Genomic DNA, 11,320 nt, shown 5'->3' on the forward strand with positions numbered 1-11,320 from the left:
ACTGTGATCCGGCTGCAAGCCGCTCTGCGCCCGACGCATAAACTCATAGCGGTTCAAGGTGATGCTACGCCCCGCCCCACTGTCGCGAATGATGTAGGGCCGTAAAAACACCATCAGGTTGGTCTTGTTCACACTGCGCTTCTCATTGCGAAACAACGCCCCCAACCCCGGAATATCCGACAGCCACGGCACCGCGTCATTGCTCTGGCTGTAGCCGTCCTGCAACAGCCCGCCCAGCACCATGATCTGCCCGTCGTCCAGCAGGATGCTGGTATCGATCGCGCGCTTGTTGGTCACCGTGCCCGCCGACACCGACGCCCGAGCGTCCACGGTGCTGACCTCTTGGTAGATATCCAGCTTCACCGTGCCACCTTCGGAGATCTGCGGGCGCACATTCAGCTTGAGCCCCACCTCTTCGCGCTGCACGGTCTGGAACGGGTTATTGCTGGTGCCACCGCCACCGGTCACATAACTACCGGTAACGAATGGAATGGTCTGCCCCACGAAAATGCTCGCCGCTTCGTTGTCCAGGGTCAGCAGGTTCGGCGTGGACAGCACGTTGGTACCGCCCTTGCTCTTCAATGCACGGGCCAGGACCTTGAGGTCGAGCACCTTGCCGATCCCCGGAATATCCACGGTGCCATTGACCACGCCGATATTCAGGCCCTTGGGCAGTACGTCGATGCTGGTGGGACTGGCGGGCGTGCCCACGACACCGCTGCCCCCCAGGTTCACCCCGCCGAAGCCGCCTCTGCCCGCCAGGTTGCCGGCCTGCCATTGCACACCGAACTCGGTGGCATCGTCCTCGCCCACTTCCACGATCAGGCTTTCGATCACCACCTGGGCGCGGCGCTGGTCGAGCATGTCGATCACTTCCCGCAGGTTGCGGTACAGCGGGTCCGGCGCGGAGATCAGCAAGGTGTTAGTGGTGGCGTCGGCCTGGATGGTCACGCCGCCGGCGCTGAACGCGGTGTCCTGCGCGTTGGCGGTGTTGCCGCTGCCAGTACTGGTGCCAGTGCTGGAGCCGGTAGTTTGCCCGTAGCCCGACTGCACGCCACTGCCGGTGGGCGTGCCACTGCTGTTTTGGGCGTTGCTCGTGCCCTGGCTGTTCTTGCTATTGCCGCCCATGGCACTGAGCTTGCCACGCGCATCGTCGCTCACGCCGGAATCGCTCTCGCCGGTGAGCAGCCCGCGCAACGACTGGGCCAGCTTGGCCGCCTGGGCGTTGCGCAGGTACACCACGTGCATATTGCTGGGGTTGCTCTGGGCATTGTCGAGCTTGTAGATGAGGTTGCGCGCCAGCTCGGTGCGTTCGGGGCTGCCGGAACGGATGATCACCGAATTGGAGCGCGGGTCGCCGATCACATTGATTTTCTGGGTCTGGTCGGCGCCCTGGGTTTCCAGCAGTTCGGAGACCATCGCGGCGATGTCCACGGCAATGCCGTTCTGTACCATCACCACGTCGGTGTCGATCGCACTGGGGGTGTCGATGCCATTGATGATCTGGGCGACCCGCGCGAGGTTTTCGGCATAGTCGGTGATCACGATGCTGTTGTTGCCGGGGTAGGCGTTGATCGGGTTGTTCGGCGACACGATGGGACGCAGCACCGGGATCAGGTTCACCGCGTTTTCATATTGCAGGCGGAAGGTGCGCGTCTGCATGCCGCTGCTGCCGGCGCTGTAGATCGGCCCACCGAGCAACTTGGCATCGGCCTCCGGCACCACCTGGGCCACGCCGCCCACATCCACCACGCTGAACCCCTGCATGCGCAGCGCCGCCAGCAGCATGTCGTAGGCCTGATGCGCCGGCACCTGGCCTTCGCTGACCAGGGTGAGTTTGCCTTTTACACGCGGGTCCACCAGGAATTGCTGGCCGGTGGCACGCGACAGCGCGCGCACTACCGCCTGAATATCGGCATCGACAAAGTTGAGTTGCACCGGCTGGTCACCCAACGGGTTGCGCGCCTTGACGGGCGCCGGGGCCTGGCCACGGGCGCTGTTGGTCACGGGGTGTTGTACGCGCGGTTTCGGTGCCTCGTCGCGTTGGCGATCCAACAGGGTTTCGCCACTGCGACGGGTGTCGGCCAGAGGCTGACCGAGTTCGCTGTCCACCAGTAACGGCGTGGTGGACGGGCTGCTGCACGCACTCAGGGCCAGCAACAGCAACGGCGCGGCCTTGCGAAAAGGGAGGACTGACCACTTCATGAAGCTTCCTTAGCGCCAAGCGCCTGATCCATGCGAACGGTCCCGGACACAGTGCCGGCCGAGTTATCGACGGCATTCGCAGCACGTTGCAAACGCGCCTCGGACACCTCCAGGGAAAATGAACGGGGATTGCCCAGCAGCCAGCCCACCACGGCGTCGGCCGGGGCGTTGTCGAAGGTCAGGCGCCAACCGCCGGCCTCCAGCGCCTGCACCTGGTAATGCCCTTGCAGGCCGGCCCCCTCCAGGGCCTGGCGCAAAACGGCTTCGTCAGCCTGGCGAGGCGCGGCGACATCCTGCAACATCACCTGCAAGGCTTCGGCCTGGGCGCGCAGCTTGGGGGTTTCGGCCTGCCAGTAAGCGATCTTTTTCAACGCCGGCTGCACCAGCACCAGCCAGGTCAGCAGGCTTGCCAACACCAGTCCGGCGCCGATCAGCAGGCGTTTCTCGCGCAGGGCCAGGCCCCCCCAGAACACCTGCGCCTGGGTGCGCAGGCGCAGCCACCTATTCATCGCCGGCCTCCGGTTTTTCCGTGGCCTGCGCCGGGCCGATGCTCCAGCCATGCTCGTCGCGCGTGGCGGCAAAACCGGCCTGGGCCAACGCCGCCTGCCACTCGCCCTCGGCCGCCGGGTTACGGCTGTCGGCCAGTAATCCCAGGTGCAAGATGCCCTGCTCAAAGTTCAGGTTGTCGACACTGCCCACCATAAAGGGCAGGTTGCTGCCCGCCAGTTGCAGCAGGCTGCTGAAGCGTTGACCCGAATCGGCGGCCGCGCCGCTCTGGCGCGCGGCCAATTGTTGACGGGCCTGCTGCAAGGGGTTGAGCACCACCGGCAGTTCAGGAAACGCCTGGCGCACCTGTTGGCTCATCAACGCCTTGAGCCGTTGGCCTTCGTCCACCTGGCGGGCGGCGTAGAGGTTGAGGCCGACGGTCCAGATGGCGGTGGCCAGCGCGATACAAGCCAGCGCCCTGCCCCATCCAACGCCAGACGCTTGGCTGACGCGCGCGTGCAAGCCCCAGGCCGGCACCGCACCGCTCCAACGCTGCGCCGCCGCCACCAGCGGCACATCGAGCGCCTGCAACCCCAGCGGGTGCACAGCGCCTTGTTGCAGGCTGTCACGCGTCAACAGATAGCCGTCGTCCAGCGCCGCAGCCCCCACCGGCAAGGCATAGGGCGCCGGGTACAGGCCGCGCAGCTTGAGCTGCACCTGCGCCAATACCTGGCCCAGCTGCTCCAGCCCGGCCTTGGGCACCCAGCCCACCTGCACACGCCCATCGCTTTCGCGCGGGCCGTGGGCCACCTGCATCTGTTCCACTGGCCCGAGGATCAGCGCCTGGGCCGCACAGGCCACCGCCGCCTGGTTTTTTGCCGCGGGCAATGGCGGCAGCTCCAGGCTGGTGAGCAGGCTGTCACGCGGATGCAGAAAACACTCCACCGCCTGCCGGCGCTTCCCCAATTGCGCCAGGCTTTCCTGCCCTTCGGACACCACCACGCCACGCTCGATCCAGGCAAATTTCACCTGGCTTTGCGCGCTGAGCTGATCCAGCGGCGGCAAGGCAATGCGCAAGCGTTTCATACGCCCACCCGCGACCAGATCACCTTGGGTTCACGGTCTTCGGGGCGATGCAACAATGCGTCGATTGTCACCCGACGGCGCTCGCGCCGCGCCTGGCCCTGCAGGCGAAACCACTCGCTGGTAATGCCCACCTGCACCGATTCCAACTCGACCTGGGGCAAGTGCAGGCGGTTGACGAAATCCCCACGGTTGATAAACCAATGCCCATTGTCGCGCTCGGCCACCAGCCCATGGGCCTGGGACAGGCTGAGCTGCGGCACCACCGCGCTGAGTACTTCGGCACTCGCGGTGTTGCCGTTGACCCAGGTATTGCCGGGCAGCACGCTGACGTACGCCTGCAGGTGCTGCAACACCTCCGGGGTCAGGCCTTCGAGGCCACTGAGGTCGTCGAGGCTGCGCAGCATCGGGTATTTGGCGGGCAACCCGTTCTGTTCGTAGGAAGCAATCACCCGCTGGCTGATGCGCCGGCTCACGGCCGGGGCCACGCCCAGGGTGCGGCACAGGCGCTCGAAGCTCTGCAATTGCTCGGCATCGGGCTGTTGGCGGTTGACCAGGTTGCGCAGGTTGAACTTGCCCTGCTCATCGTCAATCCGCCCCTCGAACACGCCGGCCTGGGCCCGTGCCCAGGGCTGGTCAAGGCGCGTCAGCACATCCTTCTGGCGCGCCTCCCAGAGCATCTGCCGGCTGCGTTCAAGGCCAGCCTGCAACAGCCATTGGCCCTGCACGCGCAACTGTTCGGCTTCCAGGCTGCGGGTGAATACGGTCTGGCGCGTGAGCATGCCGCCGGCGATCACCGCCACCACCGCCGCGATCAGCAAGGCGCTGATAATCGCCATGCCGCGCTGCTTCGCCGCTGGGGGCGAATACCGTTTCATGGCGCGCCTTACAACTGCCAGGAGCCGATATCGGCATTGACGCCATCGCCATCCGGTTGGCCATCGGCGCCCAGGGAGAACACATCGACCTCACCGTTGGCGCCCGGATTGAGGTAGTGATAAGGGTGGCCCCAGGGGTCGTTGGGCAAGCGCTCGAGGTAGGCGCGCCAGTTGCTGTTCTTGGCATCCGCCGGGCGCTCCACCAGCACTTTCAGGCCTTGGTTCATGCTCGGGTAAGTGCCGTGGTCGAGGCGATACAGCTTCAACGCCTGCATCAACCCGCCGATGTCCTGTTTCGCGGCGGTGGCCCGCGCCTGGTCCGGGCGATCGAGGACCTTGGGGACCACCATCGCGGCGAGGATCCCGAGGATGACCACCACCACCATGATCTCGATCAAGGTGAAGCCACGCTGGCCGCGAGGGCCTGGCAATGGGGATGTTAGGCGCGCGATATCCATCTCGACATTCCTTGGCTTGGGTACATTTCGTGGCGCAGTGTTGCAAGAACACATGTCAGTCGTATTGAAAATCCTCGGGAGTTTCGGTCGCCAATCGGTCAACTGCCGGCGCTAGTCTGCGGGCCTGTTTCCCGGCTTTGAGAACGCCATGTACGGCCGTCGCAAGGAGCAAGGTTTTACCCTGATCGAGGTGCTCGTGGCGCTGGCGATCATCGCCGTGGCGATGGCCGCCGCCATCCGCGTGGCCGGGTTGATGACCCAGAGCAACGGCTTGCTGCGGGACAAATCCATGGCATTGCTGGCGGCGCAGAGTCGCTTGGCGGAGTTACGCCTGGAGGGGCATTTGCGCGACGGCACAAAGACCTTCAGCTGTGACCAGGGGCGCTTGAAACTGCGATGTGAGCAGACCATCAGTCGCGATGGCCGCCTGTTTCAAGTCAACGTGCAGGTGCTCGACGCCAGCCACGAGGCGCCGCCGCTGGCCCGCGTGGAGACACAGGTCAGGGCCGAGTGAGCCTTGGCAAGGCGGGCCCATCCGGCAACTTGTCGAGGTTGACGCGCAGCTTCTCGCCGCCGCGCTCTATCTCGACCCCATCGCCTTCGATGGCCGTGAGCCGCACACCTGGGCTGAGGCGCTCGCCCAACAGGAAACTGCGTGGCGGGCCGTCGTTGAGACTGAGGATCGCCACCGCACCGCGCGCCCCGGCCAGCACGCCAGAGACCTTGACCTGCAACGCCGTCGGCGCATTGGAAAACCATTGCAGCGCCGGGTTATCGCTGCGGGCGGCCAGCACCTGGGGCGCGGCCTGGGGCGTATGGGACTCAGCGGGTGTCAGCAGCAGCGGCGTCCAGATCACCACACCGGCCAACGCCGCCAGCAACGCCACGATTTGCACGGCGTGGGCCGGTGAGAAACGCGGGATAAATGCCATGGTAAGGACCTCCTGTTTGTCCATGGCACCAGCCTACAGGCCAATTCGCACGTTTTTATTTCACAAGCTCACCAGCTTTTGAGGCGCCTACCGATGAAACAGCAAGGCTTCACCCTGATCGAGTTGATGGTGGTGCTGGTGATCATCGGCATCGCCAGCGCCGCCATCAGCCTGACCATCAAGCCCGACCCGCTGCAGCTGTTGCGCAAGGACGCCGAGCGCCTGAGCCAACTGCTGCAAGTGGCCCAGGCCGAAGCCCGTGCGGACGGCCGCCCGATCACCTGGCGCGCCGACGCCAAGGGCTTTCGCTTCAACCGCCGCAACGACGCAGGCAACGGCGTGGAAGCGTTCCAGGGCGATACCCAACTGCGCCCACGTCTATGGGAAAGCACGCCGATGCAGATCAACATCGAACCCCGGCAAACCCTGGTGCTCGACGCCGAATGGATCACCCCGCCGGTGCGGATCGTGCTGTCCGACGGCCAACACAGCCTCAGCCTGCAACGCGACGCCGCCGGCTTGATGCGCGTGGTGAGCCAGCCATGAACCGATCCGAGCAAGGTTTCACCCTGATCGAAGTGATGGTGGCAATCATGCTCATGGCCGTGGTCAGCGTGATCGCCTGGCGCGGGCTGGACAGCGTCACCCGCGCCGACCAGCACCTGCAGGCAAGCAGCGAACAGACCGAAGTGCTGCTGCGCGCGCTGAACCAGATGCAACGTGACATCAGCCTGCGCGCCAGCGTCGAACTGAACGCCCCGGACCCCGCAAAGAACAGTGCGGAAAAAGTCGATGGGCTGGCGGCGGTGACGGTGCGCAGTTCCGACAGCAAGGGATTTCGGCTGGACATCATTCGCAGCGCACCCGTCGCCGGGGATGGCCTGCAACGGGTGCGCTGGTGGCTCAAGGGCGACAGTTTGTATCGCGCTGCCGCACCCGCGCGCGACCGCTATCCGCTGCCGGCGGCGAAGGACGGGGTGGTGGTGTTGAGCGGGGTCAGTGACCTGCAGGTGCGCGTGTGGGAGGCGGATAAGGGCTGGCGGCAATTGAGCGGGAATCGGCGCGAGGATCCGTTGGGGCTGGAGATCAGTTTGGTGCGGGAGACGCCACAGGGAGTGGAGAAGTATCGGCAGGTGGTGGGGCCACTGAGATAGCCGTCCCCAACACGCGCCTATCACGTAGATACCGTCTGCCCCGCAGCTGTCGAGCGCAAGCGAGGCTGCGTCGGGCGCGCTGCCGATTTAAGCTCGAGTCGCGCCCGACGCAGCCTCGCTTGCGCTCGGCAGCTGCTACGGATTTGCGCGGTGTTATCTATCCGTTATCACATTGAAATGTCGGCAGGTATCTCTAACTCAACAACACCACCCCACCCGGCAGTTGCGTGCATTTGGCGCCATACGCATCCCGAATCAACAACGCCACCCCCGCCAACTGCTGCAGGCTGAACCGTGCCTGTACGCGCCGTTGGCCGAGTTCCTTGTTGAGCAGCACCAGCATTCCCGGCCGATAGCGGTTGATCTCGTCCACCACCGTGGCCAGGGTAGCGTTGTTGAAAACCAGGACCTGTTCGCGCCAGGCCATCACCGCCTGGGTATCCACCACCACCGGCTCACCCATGCCGGCCACGCCGTAGGTCAGTTGCCGGCCGCTCTCCAGCCGCACGCTGCGCCCGGCAACGTCCACCGACAACCACCCCTCGATACAGGTCACGCACACCGTGCGGTCGGTGTTGCGCAGATTGAAACGTGCCTGCGCCGCGCTCACCGAGCCCTCGCCCGCCAGCATCTTGAGTGGCTGTGCGGAATGGGCGATCACTTCGACTTCGCCTTCGAGCAATTCAAGCCCCTGCCCCACTCGGCTCACGCGCGTCTGGGTATTGAGCTCCAGGCTTACCCCGCCGCTTAGCAGCACCTGGCGCTGTTCGCCGACTTCGGTGCGATAGTCCGCCGTCAGGCCGGCAAAACCGCCAGGGGAGCCAACGTGCACCATGACCACGGCTGCCGACGCGGCAATTGCACCGCCCAGGAATGCACGGCGTCCAAAGCTGCGCGGTTGCGAGACTGAATCGAGGGCCGGGGCCAGTTGCTGCCACAGCACCTTGGCCTGCTCGAACGCCTGGGCGTGCTCGGGGCTTTGGGCGCACCACGCTTTGAGCGCCTTGGCATCGGCCACGGTGGCGCGGCCCGAGGTCAGCAGGACCAGCCAGTCTCGGGCTTCATCGTGCAGGGGGCTGGCGGCGGAGTGCCGGGGGGCACAGAGGCTAAAAATGTTCAAGCGCGCAAATACTCACGGATTTATCAGGGACTCAACTCTAAGACGGTTTTCCGGCCCCGGGACCGAACCGCTGAATCACTTTTCTTTCCAGGCGCTTGGCACAGTGGCCCAGGGCGGCCTTGATTTCCTTCTCGACCATGCGCGTGGAAATGCCGAAACGCTGGGAGATTTCCAGGTGTGGCGCCTCTTCCAGACGTGCGGCGATGAGGATCTTGCGGCGACGTGCCGGCAGTTCGTAGAGGGCCTTGACCAGGGACTGGATTTCTTTCTGGCCGCCCACCACCCGTGACGGGTCCTGGGCTTCGTCGGCGCTTTGCAGCAGTTCTTCGACCTCGCTGCCGGTGAGCAGGCGCGCGTCGGCCTGACGGCGGTCGGCGGCGATGTTCAAGGCCATGCGGTACAGGTAGGCATTGGGTTGCGCCAGGTTGGGCGGCACTTCCATGCGATCGACCCGCAGGTAAGTTTCGTGCAGGACATCGTTGGCCAGGTCCTCTGAACCCAGGCGCTTGCGCAAACGCACCTTGAAGTCCTCGTAGGACGCCAGGAACAAGCTGACCATCGTGCTTTGCCCGGTATTTTTCATCCGCCCCAGGCTCCGTTTGCTGCTGTGCATTCCATGCGCGTTCCTGTTGTGTCAGGCATCAAAAGTAAAGTCACCGGTTGGCGCAGGGAACTCGGTGCCGGGCGTTCGACCCGCGCGGTTCCCAGGCTGCGTACCAGTGCTTCATCGCGTTGTTCATCGCCGGTGGAACTGACCAACCGACTGTGTTCGATCAGCCCTTGGGGGTTGACCCATACCTGCACCAGCGCGCGGAAACTGCCGGGCCGGGTCAGCGGCGAGCGGCACAGGCTGGTCTCGATGGCCTGCTGCAAGGCCGTGGCGTAGCTGTTGTTGATCCGCGCGGCGTTGCGTGCCGCCGCACCACGGGTTGCAGGCGGCTGGCTGACCTCGGGCAACTGCAAGGTGAACGCATCACTGCGTGCATAACGCGCCATCAGGCCACTCCCCGTCAGCAACATCGCCAGAGCCTCCTGCGGCGTAAAACGCCCGCGCACACTGATGGACCGCCGGCCCCGCGTCAGTTCGCGGTCGACCAGCACCGCCATTCCGGTGGCGCGGCTGTACGCTTGCAGTGCATGTTCCAGGTCTTGCGCCGGCAGGTTCAACAGCAGCAGCGGTGACTCTGCCTGCGCGACGCGACCACCGCCCAGCAGCAACAGCAAGACCAGGGCGCATACGGCGCGCCTCCAGGCCCCCTGTTCACCCGCTGCTCTGCCTCGCTGCACGGCCGACGCGCTCTAGAAAACCGTCATCCTGAGGCCAGTTTATGAACCTGATGTTACGGTGATAGCAAAAAAAACATCACGGTGACGAGAGGCCCGCTGCACTAGACTTGCACACCTGCCGGCCCACTCCTTCGGGCCTGCCAGGAGGCCTTGATGAAACGCTTACCGATCCTCGCCAGCCTGTTGCTGTGCGCGGCCCTGCCCTTGCACGCCCATGCCGGCAACTGCGCCGAAGTCTCGGTGGATGGCTACAAGGCGCCCGACTATGGCTGCCTGAGCCAGCAGATGGGCAACGACACGAATGCGGCCAAAGCCGCGAAGAAAAACCGCGAGGCGCAAGGCATTGCCGTGGACAAGCGCCAGCCGAACAAGATCGGCCTGGCCACCCCGGCGGCGACCAGCGTGCGCATGGGCAACACCTTTGGCACCTCGGTGAAGCCGCAGCGGCCTTGAGCTGTTCGAGCAACACAGAACAAATGTGGGAGGGGGCTTGCCCCCGATGGCGGAGGGTCAGTCACAGAAGTTCTGACTGAAACACCGCTATCGGGGGCAAGCCCCCTCCCACAAGGGTTCTACAGTGGTTTGGAGATCGGGTTTTCAGGCCACGTGGCTTTCTTTTTTCAAGCTGTCCATATCGATCACGAACCGATACTTCACATCGCCCTTGAGCATGCGTTCATACGCCTCGTTGATGTCCTGGATGTCGATCATCTCCACGTCCGAGACAATCCCGTGCTTGGCGCAGAAGTCCAGCATGTCCTGGGTCTCCTGGATCCCGCCGATCAGCGAACCGGCCAGGCTGCGGCGCTTGAAGATCAGGTTGAATACCGTCGGCGACGGGTGCGGGCTGTCGGGGGCGCCGACCAGGGTCATGGTGCCGTCGCGTTTGAGCAGGTTGAGGAACGCATCGAGGTTATGCGGCGCGGCGACGGTGTTGAGGATGAAGTCAAGGCTGTTGGCGACCTTGGCCATTTCGTCCGGGTTCTTCGACACCACCACTTGATCGGCGCCCAGGCGCAGGCCGTCTTCGCGCTTGTTGGGTGAGGTGGTGAACAACGTGACATGGGCGCCCATGGCGTGGGCGATCTTCACCGCCATATGCCCCAGGCCTCCCAGGCCCACCACACCGACCTTGTTGCCGGGCCCGACCTTCCAGTGATGCAGCGGCGAATAGGTGGTGATGCCCGCACACAACAGCGGCGCCACGGCGGCCAGGTTGGAATCGTCGTGGGAGATGCGCAGCACGAACTTCTCCTTGACCACGATGCTGTCCGAATAGCCGCCAAAGGTATTTTCACCGCCGAACACCGGACCGTTGTAGGTGCCGGTAAAGCCGTTCTCGCAGTATTGCTCCTCGCCCTCGGCGCAGGACGCGCAGTGCTGGCAGCTGTCGACCATGCAGCCGACACCGGCGAGGTCACCAACCTTGAATTTGCTCACATTGCCACCCACCGCCGTCACGCGGCCGACGATTTCGTGGCCGGGTACCGAAGGATAAAGGGTGTTGTTCCACTCGTTGCGCGCGGTGTGCAGGTCGGAGTGGCACACGCCGCAATAGAGAATGTCGATCTGTACGTCGTCAGCCCCCGGTGCGCGGCGCTCGAAGGTAAAGGGCTTGAGGGCATCCTTGGGGTTCTGGGCGGCGTAGCTGTAGGTCTTGGCCATTTCGTTCACCTGTGTGATCTGACGGTAGAGGTCAGTGGACCAGCATAGACGC

The 11,320-nt window shown here is 64.5% G+C and carries 14 protein-coding genes; 4 read left to right on the forward strand and 10 right to left on the reverse strand.

Going from position 1 to position 11,320, the window contains the following annotated elements:
* The 5 genes from gspD to gspG all read right to left on the reverse strand — a co-directional run.
* Nucleotides 1-2,205: type II secretion system secretin GspD (gene gspD, locus FIV39_RS27040; protein ID WP_146371654.1), on the reverse strand; the 2,205-nt coding region annotated here is incomplete at its 3' end.
* Complete coding sequence (gene gspM / locus FIV39_RS27045; RefSeq protein ID WP_090405747.1) at nt 2,202-2,714, reverse strand: type II secretion system protein GspM; 513 nt, start codon at nt 2,712-2,714, stop codon at nt 2,202-2,204. The genes gspD and gspM, both read right to left, overlap by 4 nt.
* The gene (gene gspL / locus FIV39_RS27050; protein WP_090405750.1) at nt 2,707-3,777 is read right to left on the reverse strand and encodes a type II secretion system protein GspL; all 1,071 of its coding nucleotides are present in this window, start codon (nt 3,775-3,777) and stop codon (nt 2,707-2,709) included. Before gspL ends, gspM begins: the two co-directional genes overlap by 8 nt.
* Nucleotides 3,774-4,652: a type II secretion system minor pseudopilin GspK gene (gene gspK / locus FIV39_RS27055; RefSeq protein ID WP_159440130.1), complete on the reverse strand. Its 879-nt coding sequence runs from the start codon at nt 4,650-4,652 to the stop codon at nt 3,774-3,776. The genes gspL and gspK overlap by 4 nt, the downstream gene beginning before the upstream one ends.
* A gap of 8 nt (nt 4,653-4,660) precedes the next feature.
* The gene (gene gspG / locus FIV39_RS27060) at nt 4,661-5,110 is read right to left on the reverse strand and encodes a type II secretion system major pseudopilin GspG (RefSeq protein ID WP_053140795.1); all 450 of its coding nucleotides are present in this window, start codon (nt 5,108-5,110) and stop codon (nt 4,661-4,663) included.
* 148 nt (nt 5,111-5,258) lie between these two features.
* On the opposite strand from gspG, the gene gspI reads away from it, so the two are divergent.
* Nucleotides 5,259-5,624 (forward strand): type II secretion system minor pseudopilin GspI, encoded by a 366-nt coding sequence (gene gspI / locus FIV39_RS27065; RefSeq protein WP_090405753.1) that lies wholly within the window; start codon nt 5,259-5,261, stop codon nt 5,622-5,624.
* On the opposite strand, the gene FIV39_RS27070 is transcribed toward gspI, so the two are convergent.
* On the reverse strand, nt 5,611-6,042 hold the full coding sequence (locus FIV39_RS27070) for a type II secretion system protein N (protein ID WP_090405756.1): 432 nt from the start codon (nt 6,040-6,042) through the stop codon (nt 5,611-5,613). The genes gspI and FIV39_RS27070 overlap by 14 nt on opposite strands.
* A 93-nt stretch (nt 6,043-6,135) precedes the next feature.
* On the opposite strand from FIV39_RS27070, the gene gspH reads away from it, so the two are divergent.
* Nucleotides 6,136-6,588 (forward strand): type II secretion system minor pseudopilin GspH, encoded by a 453-nt coding sequence (gene gspH / locus FIV39_RS27075; protein WP_090405759.1) that lies wholly within the window; start codon nt 6,136-6,138, stop codon nt 6,586-6,588.
* Nucleotides 6,585-7,196 carry a type II secretion system protein GspJ gene (locus tag FIV39_RS27080; RefSeq protein ID WP_090405762.1) on the forward strand — a complete coding sequence of 204 codons (612 nt, stop codon included), beginning with the start codon at nt 6,585-6,587 and terminating at the stop codon, nt 7,194-7,196. The genes gspH and FIV39_RS27080 overlap by 4 nt, the downstream gene beginning before the upstream one ends.
* 193 nt (nt 7,197-7,389) lie before the next feature.
* On the opposite strand, the gene FIV39_RS27085 is transcribed toward FIV39_RS27080, so the two are convergent.
* The 3 genes from FIV39_RS27085 to FIV39_RS27095 are packed head-to-tail and all read right to left on the reverse strand — an operon-like array spanning nt 7,390 to nt 9,540.
* The gene (locus FIV39_RS27085) at nt 7,390-8,316 is read right to left on the reverse strand and encodes a FecR family protein (protein WP_090405766.1); all 927 of its coding nucleotides are present in this window, start codon (nt 8,314-8,316) and stop codon (nt 7,390-7,392) included.
* Between the two features lie 37 nt (nt 8,317-8,353).
* Entirely contained in the window at nt 8,354-8,899 is a 546-nt protein-coding gene (locus FIV39_RS27090; protein WP_090405769.1) for an RNA polymerase sigma factor, read from the reverse strand.
* Nucleotides 8,896-9,540: a secretin and TonB N-terminal domain-containing protein gene (locus tag FIV39_RS27095; RefSeq protein WP_090405772.1), complete on the reverse strand. Its 645-nt coding sequence runs from the start codon at nt 9,538-9,540 to the stop codon at nt 8,896-8,898. Before FIV39_RS27095 ends, FIV39_RS27090 begins: the two co-directional genes overlap by 4 nt.
* Before the next feature lie 216 nt (nt 9,541-9,756).
* On the opposite strand from FIV39_RS27095, the gene FIV39_RS27100 reads away from it, so the two are divergent.
* Nucleotides 9,757-10,056, forward strand: a complete 300-nt coding sequence (locus FIV39_RS27100; protein WP_090405775.1) for a hypothetical protein — start codon at nt 9,757-9,759, stop codon at nt 10,054-10,056.
* 144 nt (nt 10,057-10,200) lie between these two features.
* Here the strand turns inward: FIV39_RS27100 and FIV39_RS27105 are convergent, their stop codons facing one another.
* Nucleotides 10,201-11,268 carry an NAD(P)-dependent alcohol dehydrogenase gene (locus tag FIV39_RS27105; RefSeq protein ID WP_090405778.1) on the reverse strand — a complete coding sequence of 356 codons (1,068 nt, stop codon included), beginning with the start codon at nt 11,266-11,268 and terminating at the stop codon, nt 10,201-10,203.
* Nucleotides 11,269-11,320: the final 52 nt, after the last annotated feature.

Source organism: Pseudomonas grimontii (genome assembly GCF_007858185.1).
Classification (GTDB): domain Bacteria; phylum Pseudomonadota; class Gammaproteobacteria; order Pseudomonadales; family Pseudomonadaceae; genus Aquipseudomonas; species Aquipseudomonas grimontii.

Bases quoted from the DNA above. Each gene is read 5' to 3' on its own strand.
- gspM (WP_090405747.1), bottom strand. From the start codon at position 2,714: ATGAATAGGTGGCTGCGCCTGCGCACCCAGGCGCAGGTGTTCTGGGGG.
- gspL (WP_090405750.1), bottom strand. From the start codon at position 3,777: ATGAAACGCTTGCGCATTGCCTTGCCGCCGCTGGATCAGCTCAGCGCG.
- gspK (WP_159440130.1), bottom strand. From the start codon at position 4,652: ATGAAACGGTATTCGCCCCCAGCGGCGAAGCAGCGCGGCATGGCGATT.
- gspG (WP_053140795.1), bottom strand. From the start codon at position 5,110: ATGGATATCGCGCGCCTAACATCCCCATTGCCAGGCCCTCGCGGCCAG.
- gspI (WP_090405753.1), top strand. From the start codon at position 5,259: ATGTACGGCCGTCGCAAGGAGCAAGGTTTTACCCTGATCGAGGTGCTC.
- FIV39_RS27070 (WP_090405756.1), bottom strand. From the start codon at position 6,042: ATGGCATTTATCCCGCGTTTCTCACCGGCCCACGCCGTGCAAATCGTG.
- gspH (WP_090405759.1), top strand. From the start codon at position 6,136: ATGAAACAGCAAGGCTTCACCCTGATCGAGTTGATGGTGGTGCTGGTG.
- FIV39_RS27080 (WP_090405762.1), top strand. From the start codon at position 6,585: ATGAACCGATCCGAGCAAGGTTTCACCCTGATCGAAGTGATGGTGGCA.
- FIV39_RS27090 (WP_090405769.1), bottom strand. From the start codon at position 8,899: ATGAAAAATACCGGGCAAAGCACGATGGTCAGCTTGTTCCTGGCGTCC.
- FIV39_RS27100 (WP_090405775.1), top strand. From the start codon at position 9,757: ATGAAACGCTTACCGATCCTCGCCAGCCTGTTGCTGTGCGCGGCCCTG.
- FIV39_RS27105 (WP_090405778.1), bottom strand. From the start codon at position 11,268: ATGGCCAAGACCTACAGCTACGCCGCCCAGAACCCCAAGGATGCCCTC.